General features: G+C 63.3%; 14 protein-coding genes. 6 read left to right on the top strand and 8 right to left on the bottom strand.

Annotated elements, in window-relative coordinates; translation table 11 throughout:
- Nucleotides 1-18: 18 nt before the first annotated feature.
- Both betI and E5X88_RS06960 read right to left on the bottom strand, forming a co-directional pair.
- Nucleotides 19-726 (bottom strand): transcriptional regulator BetI, encoded by a 708-nt coding sequence (betI, locus tag E5X88_RS06955; RefSeq protein ID WP_292159589.1) that lies wholly within the window; start codon nt 724-726, stop codon nt 19-21.
- Between the two features lie 6 nt (nt 727-732).
- Nucleotides 733-1,527, bottom strand: coding sequence for a class I SAM-dependent methyltransferase (locus E5X88_RS06960; protein WP_292159591.1), 795 nt, complete (start codon nt 1,525-1,527; stop codon nt 733-735).
- 188 nt (nt 1,528-1,715) lie between these two features.
- Between E5X88_RS06960 and E5X88_RS06965 the strand changes: the two genes are divergently transcribed.
- The 4 genes from E5X88_RS06965 (at nt 1,716) to E5X88_RS06980 (ending at nt 6,609) form a co-directional block, all read left to right on the top strand.
- Nucleotides 1,716-3,335 carry an NAD(P)/FAD-dependent oxidoreductase gene (locus tag E5X88_RS06965; RefSeq protein ID WP_292159593.1) on the top strand — a complete coding sequence of 540 codons (1,620 nt, stop codon included), beginning with the start codon at nt 1,716-1,718 and terminating at the stop codon, nt 3,333-3,335.
- Entirely contained in the window at nt 3,322-4,887 is a 1,566-nt protein-coding gene (locus tag E5X88_RS06970) for an NAD(P)/FAD-dependent oxidoreductase (protein WP_292159595.1), read from the top strand. The genes E5X88_RS06965 and E5X88_RS06970 overlap by 14 nt, the downstream gene beginning before the upstream one ends.
- A 211-nt stretch (nt 4,888-5,098) precedes the next feature.
- The gene (locus tag E5X88_RS06975; protein WP_292159597.1) at nt 5,099-6,346 is read left to right on the top strand and encodes an aminomethyltransferase family protein; all 1,248 of its coding nucleotides are present in this window, start codon (nt 5,099-5,101) and stop codon (nt 6,344-6,346) included.
- 2 nt (nt 6,347-6,348) lie between these two features.
- Entirely contained in the window at nt 6,349-6,609 is a 261-nt protein-coding gene (locus E5X88_RS06980) for a hypothetical protein (RefSeq protein WP_292159599.1), read from the top strand.
- Between the two features lie 178 nt (nt 6,610-6,787).
- On the opposite strand, the gene E5X88_RS06985 is transcribed toward E5X88_RS06980, so the two are convergent.
- The 4 genes from E5X88_RS06985 to E5X88_RS07000 all read right to left on the bottom strand — a co-directional run bounded on the left by E5X88_RS06985 (nt 6,788) and on the right by E5X88_RS07000 (nt 9,905).
- Nucleotides 6,788-7,846, bottom strand: coding sequence for a dipeptidase (locus tag E5X88_RS06985; RefSeq protein ID WP_292159601.1), 1,059 nt, complete (start codon nt 7,844-7,846; stop codon nt 6,788-6,790).
- Nucleotides 7,847-8,035: 189 nt separating this feature from the next.
- Nucleotides 8,036-8,335: a GNAT family N-acetyltransferase gene (locus tag E5X88_RS06990; RefSeq protein ID WP_292159603.1), complete on the bottom strand. Its 300-nt coding sequence runs from the start codon at nt 8,333-8,335 to the stop codon at nt 8,036-8,038.
- Nucleotides 8,336-8,338: 3 nt separating this feature from the next.
- Nucleotides 8,339-8,962: an alpha/beta hydrolase gene (locus E5X88_RS06995; RefSeq protein ID WP_292159605.1), complete on the bottom strand. Its 624-nt coding sequence runs from the start codon at nt 8,960-8,962 to the stop codon at nt 8,339-8,341.
- A 10-nt stretch (nt 8,963-8,972) separates the two neighbouring features.
- On the bottom strand, nt 8,973-9,905 hold the full coding sequence (locus E5X88_RS07000) for a VOC family protein (protein ID WP_292159607.1): 933 nt from the start codon (nt 9,903-9,905) through the stop codon (nt 8,973-8,975).
- Between the two features lie 219 nt (nt 9,906-10,124).
- Here E5X88_RS07000 and E5X88_RS07005 point away from each other — a divergent pair, with 219 nt between their 5' ends.
- Nucleotides 10,125-11,705 (top strand): alkaline phosphatase family protein, encoded by a 1,581-nt coding sequence (locus E5X88_RS07005; protein ID WP_292159609.1) that lies wholly within the window; start codon nt 10,125-10,127, stop codon nt 11,703-11,705.
- A 51-nt stretch (nt 11,706-11,756) separates the two neighbouring features.
- Here the strand turns inward: E5X88_RS07005 and E5X88_RS07010 are convergent, their stop codons facing one another.
- Nucleotides 11,757-13,193, bottom strand: a complete 1,437-nt coding sequence (locus E5X88_RS07010; RefSeq protein ID WP_292159611.1) for a PRC-barrel domain-containing protein — start codon at nt 13,191-13,193, stop codon at nt 11,757-11,759.
- A 296-nt stretch (nt 13,194-13,489) separates the two neighbouring features.
- On the opposite strand from E5X88_RS07010, the gene E5X88_RS07015 reads away from it, so the two are divergent.
- Nucleotides 13,490-14,410, top strand: coding sequence for a diacylglycerol kinase family protein (locus E5X88_RS07015; RefSeq protein ID WP_292159614.1), 921 nt, complete (start codon nt 13,490-13,492; stop codon nt 14,408-14,410).
- Nucleotides 14,411-14,439: 29 nt separating this feature from the next.
- On the opposite strand, the gene E5X88_RS07020 is transcribed toward E5X88_RS07015, so the two are convergent.
- Entirely contained in the window at nt 14,440-14,640 is a 201-nt protein-coding gene (locus E5X88_RS07020; protein WP_292159616.1) for a hypothetical protein, read from the bottom strand.
- Nucleotides 14,641-14,760 lie beyond the last annotated feature (120 nt).

Genomic DNA, 14,760 nt, shown 5'->3' on the forward strand with positions numbered 1-14,760 from the left:
TCCTCCTTTTTTATTGTTTCATGCCGTCTTGGGGCCGCTGGCCCACGGATAATGCCTTGGAAATGCAGCCGACAGGAATTCGTTGGCCGACTGCAACGCTGTCTCGCGGGTGGTGTCCTCGGTGCCCATCATCAGGCGCAGCCACAGACCCTCCAGCAAGGCACAGAGCGCCAGCGCCATGACTTGCGGCTCGAAGGCATAGCCGCCGCTTTGCTTGAGCGTCGCGCAAAGGTCGATGAAGACGTTCTGATAGGCCGCGTCGCGCGCGCCGCACAGTGCCTGATAGGTCGGGCGCGACTTGGCCTCGCCCCAGAAGGCGCACCAGGCGGCCAGCTTGCGCTTGTTGCAGATCGAACGGTCGAAATCGGCGGCGACCAGAGCCTGCAGCTGGCGGGCGGGATCATCGCCAGCTTTGGTCAGTGCGGCGCGCCAGTGGGCGGCATATTCATCGGCCATGTATTGCAACGTGGCGACGAGCAGTTTCTCCTTGCTCTCGAAGTGGAAATTGACGATCCCGCGCGACAGGCCGGCGCCATCCGCGACATCGGCCATCGTCGTCTCCGAATAGCCGCGCTTAGCCAGCGAATCGATTGTCGCCTCGATCAGCTGAAGCTGCCTGACCTCCTTCGACGCTTTGCGGCCGCGTTTTTCGGGCTCGTTTTTCCGCGTTGATTCAAGGAGGGCGTCCCTGGCTTCTGCTTTCATGGGCGTGATGGTCTCCAGCATCGCCGGCTATCCAACCGGCTTTCGACCGCGAAGATGAGTGGGACGGTGCTCGCCGCTGTCAAGAACCTTCTGCATGGCTTCCCAGGTTCGTATGTTCTTGTCGACATAGGCCGCTCCGACCGCAGCCGCGACCGTCGGGTAGAGCGGTCCTTTAAGGCGCCTCAATTCCTCTCGCGCGACGTCGCGATACCAGGGATTGCGGTCACGCACGGTGATGTCGGCAAAACCTGCCTGGTGCATCGCCTGCGTATAGCGCGCCGGCGACGCCATGGCGAAGGAAAGGCCCTCGGCCGCGATATAGGTCTTCATGTCAGGTGACGGTTCACCATCATGCGAGATCATCCAGTTCGATGCCGCGAAGACACCGCCCGGCTTCAGCACACGGAAGATCTCGGCAAACAAGGCATCCTTATCGGACACATGCAGCAGCGCATCCTTGGAGAACACGACATCGAAGGAGCTGTCGGCGAAGGGCAACGGTCCCGGCGACGTCTGAACAAAATTGGCGCGATCGGACAGCCCGCGTGCAGCCGCCCTTCGCCTGGCCGTCTCGATCACCGGTCGCTCGACATCGAAGCCGGTGGCGTGGGCAGCACCGTGACGCTCGACCAGATGCAGCGTTATGCCGCCGGAGCCGCAGCCTATGTCGAGGATCGACTTGCCGTTAAGCACGAGCCCTTCGACCACCCGGTCGACCTCATCCGGCCCCCCAGGCGACAGATAGCCGTCACCCCATAGCGCCTCAAGGAAGCGGATGGCGGTATCGTCATATTCCGGCTCGGCGTCCGCTGTTTCGACCATCAGACCTCAGTCCCAAGCCCATACCGGATGTCGGCAAAGCCTACCGCATAAACGCGAAAACGCAACATCGTTTGTTGAACATTCATTCAGTATGGCTGGACATAGTGGCCGCTGCCATGCGAATTTCACGCACTTCGCGGCGGATCGCCCGAAAATGAGGGGCGGGCAGAAATGAGGTTTTGGCCAAAATGAAAGCCTGGGATGCGATCGTCATCGGCGGCGGACATAACGGGCTGGTCAATGCCTGCTACCTGCAGCGCGCCGGGCTTGACGTGCTGGTCGTCGAAAAGAACGCCTGGGTCGGCGGCGCCGCCACCAGCCGCGAACTGACGCCCGGTTTCCTCTATTCCAACTGCTCGTACGTCTGCTCCTTGTTCCGTCCCGAGATCATGCGCGACCTCGAACTGCCGCGTTTCGGGCTGCAGGTGATCTCCTATGAGGGCGGCGCGGTGTTCACCCGCGACGGCGACTATCTCGCCAACTACCGCGACCACGATGCCCACCGGCGCGAATTTGCCCGCTTTTCCAGGCGCGACGCCGAAGCCTATGACCGCTACGCTCGCGACGTGACGCGACAATGCCGCTTCATCCAGCCGCTGCTGATGCGCACAGCACCCGACCCGACCAGTTTCCGGCCCCGCGACATCGGCGAACTTCTCTATCTCGGCAGAAAGTTCGCCGGGCTTTCGCCTGAGGAAATGGCGCTGACGCTACGCTTCTGGACCATGTCGATCTCGGACTTCCTCGACGAGTATTTCGAGACCGATGTCATCAAGGCCAATTTCGCGCTGTCCGGCATCATCGGCACCGCGCTGGGCCCGATGTCGCCGGGCACTGCCTATGTGCTGCTGCACCACTATATGGGCGAGGTCGACGGTTCGGTCGGCGCCTGGGGCTATGCGCGCGGCGGCATGGGCGCGGTCACCAAGGCGCTCGCCGCGAGCTTCCAGGCCTCCGGCGGAACCATCCGCACCGGCGCCGAGGTCGACCATGTGATGGTCCGGCACGGCAAGGCCAGGGGTGTGGTGCTGGCCGGCGGTGAGGAGATTTCCGGGAAACTCGTCGTTTCCAATGCCGACGTAAAACGCACCTTCCTCAAACTGGTCGAGGAAAAGGAACTGCCTGACATCTTCCTGCGCCGGGTCAGGAACTTCAAGATCCGCGGCTCGTCGGGCAAGGTCAACATCGCGCTGGATTCGCTGCCCGAATTCCCGACGCTGCCGAAGGATTCGCCAGTCTATCGCGGCGATATGCATTTCACCGACTCGGTGGAACGCATGGAGCGCGCCTATGACGACTGGAAGGCCGGGCAGTGGTCGGCCGACCCGTTCCTGGACATGATGATCCCGACGACGCTCGACCCGACCATGGCGTCGCCCGGCAAGCATTTCATGAGCTGTTTTGTTCAATACGCGCCACCCAAGGTGAACGGCCGCGACTGGACCGATGCCGACCGCGATGGTTTCGCCGAGAGCGTGATCTCGCAGATTGCCGAGTATTCGCCAGGCTTTCGCGACCGCATCATCCATATGGAGGTGCGCACGCCGCGCGAGATCGAGGCCGAGGTCGGCCTCACCGAAGGCAACATCTTCCAGGGCGAACTGACCTTCGACCAGCTTCTGTTCAACCGCCCGGTGCCGGGCTACGCGCAATACCGGTCGCCGGTCGGCGGGCTGTATATGTGCGGCTCCTCGACCCATCCCGGCGGTGGCGTGATGGGGGCGCCTGGTCGCAATGCGGCAACCGAAATCCTGCGCGACCTCGCCAAGCCAAAACAGCATATGAGCCCGGCCCATGATGTCATTTGACGCAATCGTCATTGGCGGAGGCCACAATGGCCTCGTCTCGGCCGCCGTTCTGGCTAAGAACGGCCGCAAGGTGCTGGTGCTGGAAGCCGCCGACGATATCGGCGGCGCGGCGCGCACCGAGGCATTCGCACCGGGCTTTCGCGTCTCATCGATTGCCCATGTGCTGAACCGCCTGCATCCCGATGTGGTGAAGGCGCTGGAGCTGGAAAGGCACGGGCTGGACATTGCGCGCGGCGACTTTGTGCCGTCCGTGGCGCTGTCGAAGGACGGCCCGCCGCTTATCCTGCATGGCGCGTATGGCGAGGTGCTGACCGGTGCGAGCTCCTCCGAGCAGACCGCCTGGAAGGGGTTGCGCGCACAGCTGCTGCGCTACGCCGGCATCCTGAAGCCGCTCCTCGCGCGCCGCCCGCCCGATCTTGGCGGTATGTCGCTGCTTGAGACGGCGTCGCTCGGCCAGACAGCTCTGGCGTTGAAGAGGCTCGGCAAGGAGGACATGCGCGACTTCCTGCGCGTTCTGTTGATGAACGTCGCCGACCTGCTCGACGAGCAGCTTACAGACGATCGGCTGAAGGGCCTGCTCGCCTTCGATGCCACGCTCGGCAGCCATCTCGGTCCGCGCTCGCCGACCTCGCTGCTTGGTCTCTACTATCGGCTGGCCGGGGAAACGGGTGGTGCCGCTGGCGCCCAGACGCTGCCGAAGGGCGGCATGGGCGCGGTCATTTCAGCCATCCGCGCAGCGGCGGAAAGGGCCGGCGTGGCCATCCGCACGTCGACACCAGTGGCAAGGATCATCGTTGCGAAAGGCCGCGCCGTCGGCGTCGCACTCGACAGCGGCGAAGAAATCCGGGCGAAAACCATCGTCTCCGCCATCAATACGGCGACCACCTTTTTCGACCTCGTCGGGCCGCGCGAGATCGACACCGGCTTCGTGCGTAAAGTCGGGAATATCCGCATGAAGGGCGATGCAGCAAAGTTGCATCTCGCGCTCGACCGGCCACCGCAATTCGCAGGTGTCGATGCAGCGGATCACAAGGGTCGTCTGGTCATCGCGCCCTCACCCGATCATGTCGAGCACGCCTTCAATCCATCGAAGTACGGCGCGTTCTCGCCCGAACCGGTAATGGAGATCACGCTGCCCAGCCTTGCCGATCCGTCGCTGGCGCCCGACGGTGCCTGTGTGCTGTCGGCCGTGGTGCAATACGCGCCCTATGCGCTGAGGGAACGCTGGAGCGAGGGCAAGCCGAAATTCCTCGAGGCGATCATGACTCAGCTCGAGACCTATGCGCCGGGGATCGGCAAGACAGTGCGCCATGCCGAATTGCTGACACCGGCCGACATCGAGGCGCGCTACCGGATGCCGGGCGGTCACTGGCACCACGGTGAACTGCAGGCCGACCAGATGCTGATGTCGCGCCCCGTCTCCGGCTGGTCAGGCTATGACACGCCGGTCGAAGGGCTGTTCCTCGCCGGCGCCGGCTCGCATCCGGGCGGCGGTGTTTCGGGTGCGCCTGGCTTGAACGCCGCACGGCGCATCATCGCGATGAGGGGGTGACTGCGATGATCCAAACAGCCAAGGTCGTGCTCTACGGCGCCCCCCTCTGTCCTGCCGGACATCTCCCCCACTTGGGGGGAGATTGGCTCTCATCACCGTCTTCGCCAATCGCCAACGCTGCAGGGGAAATGCCAGCCAAGCAGCCAGCCGATCTCCCCCCTCGTGGGGGAGATGTCCGGCAGGACAGAGGGGGGCGCGAAGGAACGCCGTCATGACCCGCCAGCTCAACATCAACCCTTCGGCCCGTACTCTTGCCCAATCCCATTTCCGCACCTTGCGGCTGGGCACGCCGTTTCAGCCGCGCATCGATGCGCTGGCCAAGACCAATGACTGGTACAATTGGGCCGGCTACCGGGCGCCACATTCGCTGTGGGACGAGGAGCTCGAATATTTCGCCATCCGCAACCAGGCGGCCTTGTTCGACATCTCGCCGATGACGAAATACCGTATCGAGGGCCCGGATGCCGAGGCCTTCCTCAATCGCGTCACGCTGCGCGACGTGACCAAACTCAAGGCCCGCCGCGTCCACTACACCGCCTGGTGCGACGACGAGGGTTTCGTCCTCGACGACGGCACGTTGTTCCGCCTGTCGCCGACGCGGTTCCGGCTGTGCTCGCAAGAACGGCATCTGCCCTGGTTGCTCGACAGCGCCAAAGGTTTCGATGTGACGGTCGAAGAAGAAACCGAAGCTGTCGCCGGTCTGGCATTGCAAGGACCGACCGCCTTCGCCGTGCTGCGCGAGGCCGGTTTCGCCGGCGTCGAAAATCTGAAGGTATTCGACCTCGCCGACTTCCCACACGACAGCTCCCCCCAGGGAAACAGCCAAGTCACCATCTCGCGCACCGGTTTCACCGGCGATCTCGGTTACGAGTTGTTCGTGCCGTCTGAGCAGGCACTGAGCCTTTGGGACCGGCTGATGGCGGCTGGCGAATTGCGCGGCATCCGTGCCATCGGCTACACGGCACTCAACCGCGCCCGGCTCGAAGCCGGCTTGATCGTCGCCAATTCCGACTTCGTCACCTCCGAGCATGCCATCCGCGCCGACCGCTTGCGCATGCCGGACGAGATCGGTCTCGGTTTCATGGTCGACCTCGAAAAAGGCCATTTCAACGGCCGCCGCGCCATTCTCGAAGCTCGCGCCAGGCGGAAGCTGCGGCATGTGCTGGTCGGGCTGGAAATCGAAGGTAACATTCCGGCCGAGCATGCCATCGTCTACTACAGGAAAAGCCAGGAGGTCGGGCTGATCAGCGCCGCCACGTGGTCGCCGATGGCCAAGCGCAACATCGCCATCGCCTCGCTGGCGCGGTCGTTCGGCGATACGATCGTCGACGACCTCTGGGTCGAGATCTACGCCATGCGCGAGTTGCAGTACCAGAAGCTGATGAAGCGGGCCAAGGTGGTGCCGCGACCCTTCATCAGGCTCGACCGCCGCACTGCCAATCCACCGGCGGATTTCTGATCATGACCGACGAGACAGACAAGTCCGACGTCGATGGGGAGGCCACCGAACAGTGGGAACTGATCAACACGCCGCTCGGCGAAAAATGGTCGGGTCGCACGCGCTACGCCGCTGCCATGTTCTTCTACAAGCGCGGCGAGATGGGTGCCGAGGCACTGGAGGTCTACCGTATCTGCGCTCGGCTGGATTCGGAAAATCCGCTGCCGATCATCCGTGACCGCGGCGTCGGCCAAGACTGGCTGAGGCGCATGGGCTTCAAATAGCTCGCCCTAGGGTATGTTGAGATTCGGGTCAGGCCGAGCCGGAGTCGAAGACGGGCGCGAAGCGACCAGACTGGGTGGGGTCCGAGAACCCGAACGGAGCGGACATTTGGGTCCGTGAGTACCGGAAGCGCAGGAAACCGCCGTTCGCAGGCCGGCATCACCTGAACATCAACAGGCCCTACCCGATCGTTCTTTCCAGCATGCCGAGCCAGTTGCGATAGGCGATCTTCTCGATCAGTGCGCGACCAAAGCCGCGCGCGGCGAACGCGTCGAGCAGCTTCGGCAGGCCGGTGACATCGCCGATCACAGCCGGGATCATGGCGCCGTCGAAATCGGACCCGAGGCCGACGCCGTCTTCGCCGAGTGCCTGCAGCAGGGAATCGACATGCCGCACCATGATGTCGAGACTGGTATCGGCATTCATCCTGCCGTCTTCGCGCAGGAACCCGGTGGCGAAATTCAGGCCGACCATGCCGCCCGACTCGCGGATCGCGCCAAGCTGCCAATCGGTGAGATTGCGGGAATGTCCGCAGATCGCATGCACATTGGAATGGGTCGCGACCAGTGGCGCGTCGCTGATCTCGGCGACGTCGCGAAATCCCTTTTCGTTGAGGTGCGAAAGATCGACCATTATCTTGAGCTGGTTGCAGGCCTTGACCAGCGCCTTGCCGGCATCGGTCAGCCCCGGCCCGGTGTCGGGCGTCGACGGAAAGCGGAACGGCACGCCGTGGCCGAAGGCGTTCGGACGGCTCCAGACGATACCCAGCGAGCGCAGGCCCGCAGCGTGCAGCACGTCGAGCATGATCAGCTCTGGATCGATTGCCTCGATGCCTTCGATGTGGAACACCGCCGCAATCGACCCTTGTGCCATGGCGTTTCGCACGTCGTCGGCGCTCCGGCAGACGGTGAGCGCCGACGCTCGCTCCAGCCTGAACAGGATCGAGGCCATGGCGATTGTGGAGGGAAGCGCGTCGGCGCGCGCAAGTTCGGACGGCAAGGGCTCGTTGTCGCTTGGCGCCGGTGGCACCGCGCTGCGCCTGGATTTCTCGACCGGCGGTGGGAAAATAGCGAACATGCCGCCGGCAAAGCCGCCCTTCTTCGCCCGCGGCAGGTCGATATGGCCACCCTGCGTTCCCTCGAAGAACAGCTTTTCGACATCCGCGTCTTTCGACTGATAGAGCCTGAGCAGCGTGTCGTTGTGGCCGTCGAAGACGGGAACGCGATCGGTTTCGGTCATCAGGGGGTCATTTCGGTTCGATTGGTCGGGCAGGCGGCTGCGAGCCAGCAGCGGGCAACATACCTACTTAGGCAAGACAATACCCCCTAGGCAAGACAGGCGATCTGCGCAAATGCCACAGCGATGCATGTTCTGTGGCTGACCGCCTGACCGTCATCGCGCGCCAAGGCGTGTGGGTAGGATCCAGCCCTATTGCTTCAGCACGTCGGCCCATTCCTTGTGACGACGGAACTGGGCGTTGGCGAACGGACAGAGCGGGATGATCTTCTTGCCCGCCGCGCGCGCGTCCTCGACGGCGCGGGTGACGAGGCGAAGCCCCGCACCCTGGCCGCGAAACGCATCCGGTACGTCGGTATGATCGATGATAATCTGGTGCTCGCCGATCTTGGTGAAGGTCATCTCCGCCTCGGCGCCGTCCGGCCCGCGCAAGAGATAACGGCCTTTGGAACCGCGGTCCTCGAGTTCGATCTCCGGCAATTGGTCAGGCATTGCTTACGCTCCTTCTACCGGCGTGGCGGACAGGAATCGCCGCGCTGCCTCGATCTCGTTCGACTGCACCTCATGGCCGCCGTCGTGCCACTCCACTGTGACATCGGCGCCATCGGCACGCAAATAGGCCTCCAGCCGCGACGTCAGGTTGGGCGGGCAGATCGGATCGCGTCTGCCTGCTGTGACCAGGATGCGGTGGCCGGCGAGACTTCCCTCGATCTCCGGCTCGAACGGAATCAGCGGATGCATCAGCACCGGCGCGTCGAACAGCGAGGGCGCCGCGAACACCACCGAGGCCAGTATGTTGGCGCCGTTGGAGTAGCCGAGGCCAAGCACCGACGAAGGCTTTATCGCCTCGACCTGCGACGTGACGAAGCCAACCATCTTGTTTGTCGCGCGCGCCAGGTCGCCCATATCGTAGACGCCCTCGCCGGTGCGGCGGAAGAAGCGCGCAGCACCTTGTTCCGAGACATCGCCGCGCGGCGAGACGATGGTCGCTTGCGGCGCGAGATCGCGCCCGAGCGACAGAAGCTGACTCTCGTCGGCCCCGGTGCCGTGGAAGACGAAGAGCAGTGGTCCGCCCGGCGAACCGGGCAGCACCTTGTGGATGTAAGCGTCCGTGCTCATGATCTGATCCTCAGTCTTCCAGCTTCTGCAAATGCTGTTCGAGATAGGGCCTGAGATGCTGGTGCTGCGACGGCAGCTTCAGCGCCTCGCCGAGATGGGCGGTGTCCTCGTCTCGGTCGAAGCCCGGTTCGTTGGTGGCGACTTCGAACAGCACGCCGCCCGGCGTGCGGAAATAGATCGCCCAGAAGTAGTCGCGGTCGATCACCGGCGTCACCTGATAACCGGTGTCCATCAGCGCCTTGCGCACTTCGAGTTGCTTGGCGCGGTTTTCGACAGCGAAGGCGACGTGGTGGACGGAGCCGGCGCCGAGATCGGCGAAAGCAGCGCCCGGCAGCGATTCGATATCGACGACATTGGCGCCATTGCCGTTCTTCACCGCCAGCCGCCTGACGGCGCCGGATGTGTCGACTTCCTCATAGCCCATGAATTTCAGCAGCTCTTCCGTGGCGCCGCCATCCCTCAATCTGAGCGAAACCGAATGAAAGCCGCGGATCGCCTCGTCGGAGGGTACTCCGCCCTTCGCCCACGGCGCCCTGGTGTCCGCCTTGTCCTCGACCAGCGCAAAACCATCGCCGTCGGGGCCGGCGAAGGCGAGACGCTTCTCCCCGAAGGCCTCTTCGCGCGAGAGGCCGGTCACCCCCTCATCGGCAAAACGCTTTTCCCAATAGGCGAGCGTGCCCTCGGGCACCGAATAGACCGTGGTGCCGACTTCGCCGACGCCGTGGCGGCCCTTGCCGATGTTGGGGAACGGAAAATAGGTCATCACCGAACCGGGCGTGCCGATCTCGTCGGCATAGTAGAGATGGTAGACATCCGGTGCGTCGAAATTGACGGTTTTCTTGACCCGGCGCAGGCCGAGCTTCCTGGTGAAGAATTCATTGTTCTGGCGCGCATCCTTCGCCATCGAGGTAACGTGATGCAGGCCTTTGATCTGGTTGAGCATTTTCCTGCTCCTTCCTTGTCCTGTGCGGCCCATGCCGCTGTCCACGCCAATATGAGGACCCGCCAGCCGGCGGCAAAGGCCGCAAACACAGAATGGACTGTGTTCTATTAGTGAACAATAGAATGGCCTTTGTTCACTATTTTTGTCGACGCTTCTGGCTTGCGTCGCCGCAAAAATTTGGCTCCATGAGCGGCACGCTTCAAATGAAGGATACAACGATTGGCCGGAAAAGGCAGGCGCCCGAACATTCTCCTGATCACCTGCGACCAGTGGCGCGGCGACTGCCTGTCGGCTGTCGGTCATCCGGTGGTGCGCACTCCGAACGTCGACGCACTCGCTGCCGAGGGCGTACTGTTCAGAAAACACTATGGCGGGGCGGCGCCCTGCTCGCCGGCGCGCGCCTGCCTCTACACCGGCCTTTACCAGATGAACAACCGTGTTTGCCGCAATGGCACGCCGCTCGACGCTCGCCACGGCAACATAGCGCTTTCGTTGCGCGGCCTCGGCTATGATCCGACGCTGTTCGGCTACACCGACGTGTCGCCCGATCCGCGCGCTCTGGCGCCAAGCGACCCGCGGCTGAAAAGCTACGAAGGCGTGCTGCCCGGCTTCACCGTGCGCCAACTCCTGCCGGAGCACCAGAAACCATGGCTGTCCTGGCTCAAGGCGCGCGGCGTCGATACCGGCGCCGGCTTTCCGGACATCCATCGCCCAGCGGGCGAGATCCATGGCGGCGGGACCGACAGCGCGGTGACCACCGCACCGCCCGTCTACTCGAAGGACGAGACTCCTGCCGCTTTCCTGACCGGCGAATTCGTTCGCTGGCTTGGCGAGCAGGCGTACGACACGCCATGGTTTGCGCATCTTTCCTTCATCAGCCCGCACCCGCCCTTCGTCGTGCCGGAGCCCTACAACACGATGTATGATCCCGCCGGCGGCACAGCCTTCCACCGCGCCGCGAGCTGGCAGGCCGAGGCGGAAAGCCACCCCTATCTTGCCTATGATCTTGACCAGCAGGAGCGGGCAAAGTTCCGCCCGGGGGCCGAGGGCAAGGTGCGCGACTGGAGCGACGACGATTTTCGCCGCATCCGCGCGCTCTATTACGGCATGATCTCGGAGGTCGATGCGCAGCTTGGCCGCATCTGGCAAGCGGTCAAGGCAGCGGATGCCTGGGACGACACCATCATCGTTGTGACCTCCGACCATGCTGAGATGATGGGCGACCATTTCATGCTGGGCAAAGGTGGCTTCTTCGACGGCAGTTTTCATATCCCGCTGATCATCCGCGACCCGCGCCGCCGCAGAGCGGCCGGCGCCAGCGTCGACCGCTTCTCTGAGGCGGTGGACATAGCGCCGACATTGCTCGATCTGCTTGGCGAGGAAACGCCGCCGCATCTCGACGGACACTCGCTGAAGCCGTTCCTGGATGCCAGGGAGCCGGACGACTGGCGCGAGGCCGCGCATTGGGAGTTCGATTTCCGCTCGGTTGCCGACAGTCATGCCGAGCGCCATTTCGGCATCGGTCCGCGCCAGTGCAATCTGGCCGTCATCCGCACGAAGGAATTCAAATATGTCCATTTCGGCGGCGGCCTGCCGCCGCTGCTGTTCGACCTGGAGAAGGATCAAGCTGAGCTGACCAATGTCGCTGCCGACCCGGCCTATCTGCGCGTCCGGCTGGAGCTTGCCGAAAGGCTGCTTGCCTGGCGGGCCGAACATCTCGACCAGTCGCTGGCGCTTGCCGAACTGACCGAGGATGGCGTCGCCGGCCACGTCGCAGGCCTGCTACCTTTCCAGCCATGAAAAAGGCCCGCGCCGTTGGCGGCGCGGGCCTTTTTTCATCGTCGGAGCGAACTACCGCATGATCATGCGCTGCTCGTCGCGCTTCTCGGCATAGCTGCCCTTGTCGTAGGCGACCTGCGCCTCGAGCTGCTCCTTGGTGAAGGTCGTGTACAAGTACTTCTTGCCATCCTTGTCGGTCATGAATTTGAGGTTGTCCATGCCGACCGCCACTTCCTTCTCGCCAACGCCGAGGAAGCCGCCGACGTCGACAATGACCGCGTCAGTCTTTTTGTCCGGCGCCAACACGACATCGCCGATCTCGCCGACCTTGGCGTCATTGGCGCCGTAGACGGTCGTGCCGATCAGATCTTCGCCGCGGATCTCCTCGATCGGCATTTCGGTCAGCGCCGACTTGTCGATCGCCGCGGTCTGCGTCTGGTCGGGGGCTTCAGGCGTACCGGCAGCCGGAGCCTCGGCTGTCTTGTCCATTGGGGCCGGAGCAGCGGGATCAGGCGTTACAGCAGCCGGAGCCTCGGCCGTCTTGTCCATTGGGGTCGGAGCAGCGGTGTCGGGCGTTGCCGCCGGGGCTTCCGCCGTCTTTTCCGCCGGTGCTGGAGCCGGAGTGACAGCAGGCGTGGTCGTCACCGGCTGAGGTGCCGCCGCGTCATTGGATGCGGTGGTCGCCGGGGCCGGATCGTACGGCTTGCGGTCGAAATCCGGCAACGCCTCCAGTTCCTCCTTCGTGGTCTGGGCGACCAGCCAGCGATCGCCATTCTTCTCGGCCCACTGGGCCTTGTCGAACTGATAGGTTACGTTCTTTTCGCCGATGCCAAGGAAGCCACCGACGCCGATCACCAGCGACTCTGCCTTGCCATCCTTGGCCAGGACGATGTCGTTCACGTCGCCGATGTTCTGAGCGTCGTCGGCAGTGCCGTTGTAGACGGTTTCGCCGATGATGTTGGTGGCAAGATTACCGTCGGCGCGCTTCACGGGCTCGGCAGGAGCCGCCGGAGCGTTCTGTGCGGTGGTATCGGTCGAGGCGGAAGGCGCGGCAGGAGCCGTGGCCGTGGTGTCATTGGCCGCAGGAGCCGGATCGTAAGGCCTGCGGTCGAAGTCCGGCTTCGCCGTCAACTCATCCTTTGACGTCTCGGCGATCAGCCAGCGGTCGCCGTTCCGTTCGGCCCATTCCAGCTTGTTGTAGTCGAAAGCGACATTCTTGGCACCGATGCCGAGAAAGCCGCCGACGCCGATGACAGCGGATTCGGCCTGGCCGTTTTCATCGAAGACGACATCGCTCACCATGCCAATGTTCTCGGCGTCGTCGCCTGTGCCGTTATAGACCGATTCACCGATGATGTTGGTGACAAGGCTGCCCTCGGTGCGCTGCACGACCGGTGCAGCTTCCTCGGTGGCAGGCGGCGCCGGGGCCGGTGTTGTCTGCGACTGCGCATAAGCGCCTGTTGCGACCAGCATCGTAAGTGCGGTCGTGGCTAAAAGGGTGCGTACCATGATCATCTCTCCTCGTGATTTCGTGTACGCCGCGCCTAATTGAGCTATGGAAAGATCGGACGCAGCGTCTTCACATGTCACAACGTTGTGACCACGCTGTTGTTCCGAAACACCATGGCGAACGCCGTAAAAATCCGTCTAAATCGCGCTTATGCATGCGTTCCACCGGTAAATCGCGCTCCTGTATTTTCGTGAGAGCTTACGGAACCTTTTCTTAACCGCCCCGTTTCAGCCTGTGGCTGGGCGGTCCCGGCCAATGGTTGCCCATGGTTGCCAGGAAAAAACGGAGAGGGGGAATGCGATTTGCGGCGGTGCTGAACCAAGAGGGCGGCACCATGCGAACGATTGATCTTTTCGCCTTCTCGGACCAGATGCGCCGGACGTTGGAGGCAGCAGGTCATTCCATCGACATCGACGTCGTTGCCGGCAAGGATATCGTCGCAACGCTGGACAGCGTCGCTTCGAAGCCCGGCATCGACATCGTGCTGGCTGGCGGTGGCGACGGCACCATTTCGGCCGCGGCGGCCCGGTTGATGGGCAGGAAAAGGGCGCTTGCCATATTGCCGGCCGGCACGATGAACCTGTTCGCGCGCGGGCTCGGCATTCCGCAGACCCTTGACGCGGCGGTGAAGTCCTTTGCCGACGGCGAGGTCATTGCAGTCGATATGGCAACCGCCAACGGTCGTCCCTTCGTGCATCAGTTCTCGATCGGCATGCATGCCAGGATGGTGCAGCTTCGCCAGAACATGGAGTTTGGCTCGCGGCTGGGAAAGATGCGGGCCTCCGTGCGGGCTGCCTGGGCGACGATCAAGAACCCATCGGCAATGAAGGTGACGCTGACAATCGGTGAAACCGAAATTGTAACGCGCACCACCGGCATCGGCGTCACCAACAATCTGTTCGGTGAGGGTCACCTGCCCTATGCCGACAATCCCGCCGGCGGCGTGCTCGGCATTTATATCACGGTGGCGCGGCAGCGTGGCGAACTGGTCCGGTTCCTCTTCGATATGGCGCGCGGCAAATGGCGCGACAGCGGGCATGTCGAAATCCACCAGGCCGACCGGGTCGTTTTGAAAATCCACTCGGCAGCCAAGAGATTCCGCGCCGTCTTGGATGGCGAGCTGATCAGGCTTGACCGCGAAACGACGCTCGAAATCCATCCTGGCGCGCTGAACGTTCTCGTCCCGGCGCGCGCTGCCCAAGCGAAGGCCGCGTGATGCGGCCCGGCACGGTCAATCGGCAGGCTTCAGCCTTGGGGAATCTCGCCCTGTTCGTTCCTGGGAAGCTCGCCCTGTTCGGTTGGCGGCGTCTTGTCTATCATGTTGCCGTAAATCTCCGCGATGCCCCAGGCGATAAACGCCAGAAGCAGCGTTGCGATCAAGATACGGAAAGTGTGCCACCCCCAGCGTCCCTGGCGGGCTTTGTCTTCAGGAACGATCTTGGGCATGATCGGCCTCCATGTCGTTTGGCGCCGGCGGGCGCGGCTGGCAAAACGTGGTTGGGTAACGGTTCCTCAAGGCGAAGGTTCCGGTTTCGGAGCCAGGCAGCCGGCCTAGCGCGAATGGCT

Origin of the sequence: Mesorhizobium sp. (assembly GCF_004962245.1) — a bacterium.
Lineage (GTDB): Bacteria > Pseudomonadota > Alphaproteobacteria > Rhizobiales > Rhizobiaceae > Mesorhizobium.

What these genes read in the sequence shown, in the direction of transcription:
- E5X88_RS06985 (WP_292159601.1), bottom strand. Translation starts at nt 7,846, where the DNA reads ATGACCGAAACCGATCGCGTTCCCGTCTTCGACGGCCACAACGACACG.
- E5X88_RS07000 (WP_292159607.1), bottom strand. Translation starts at nt 9,905, where the DNA reads ATGCTCAACCAGATCAAAGGCCTGCATCACGTTACCTCGATGGCGAAG.
- E5X88_RS06995 (WP_292159605.1), bottom strand. Translation starts at nt 8,962, where the DNA reads ATGAGCACGGACGCTTACATCCACAAGGTGCTGCCCGGTTCGCCGGGC.
- E5X88_RS06960 (WP_292159591.1), bottom strand. Translation starts at nt 1,527, where the DNA reads ATGGTCGAAACAGCGGACGCCGAGCCGGAATATGACGATACCGCCATC.
- E5X88_RS06965 (WP_292159593.1), top strand. Translation starts at nt 1,716, where the DNA reads ATGAAAGCCTGGGATGCGATCGTCATCGGCGGCGGACATAACGGGCTG.
- E5X88_RS06980 (WP_292159599.1), top strand. Translation starts at nt 6,349, where the DNA reads ATGACCGACGAGACAGACAAGTCCGACGTCGATGGGGAGGCCACCGAA.
- betI (WP_292159589.1), bottom strand. Translation starts at nt 726, where the DNA reads ATGCTGGAGACCATCACGCCCATGAAAGCAGAAGCCAGGGACGCCCTC.
- E5X88_RS07015 (WP_292159614.1), top strand. Translation starts at nt 13,490, where the DNA reads ATGCGATTTGCGGCGGTGCTGAACCAAGAGGGCGGCACCATGCGAACG.
- E5X88_RS07020 (WP_292159616.1), bottom strand. Translation starts at nt 14,640, where the DNA reads ATGCCCAAGATCGTTCCTGAAGACAAAGCCCGCCAGGGACGCTGGGGG.
- E5X88_RS06990 (WP_292159603.1), bottom strand. Translation starts at nt 8,335, where the DNA reads ATGCCTGACCAATTGCCGGAGATCGAACTCGAGGACCGCGGTTCCAAA.
- E5X88_RS06975 (WP_292159597.1), top strand. Translation starts at nt 5,099, where the DNA reads ATGACCCGCCAGCTCAACATCAACCCTTCGGCCCGTACTCTTGCCCAA.
- E5X88_RS06970 (WP_292159595.1), top strand. Translation starts at nt 3,322, where the DNA reads ATGATGTCATTTGACGCAATCGTCATTGGCGGAGGCCACAATGGCCTC.
- E5X88_RS07010 (WP_292159611.1), bottom strand. Translation starts at nt 13,193, where the DNA reads ATGGTACGCACCCTTTTAGCCACGACCGCACTTACGATGCTGGTCGCA.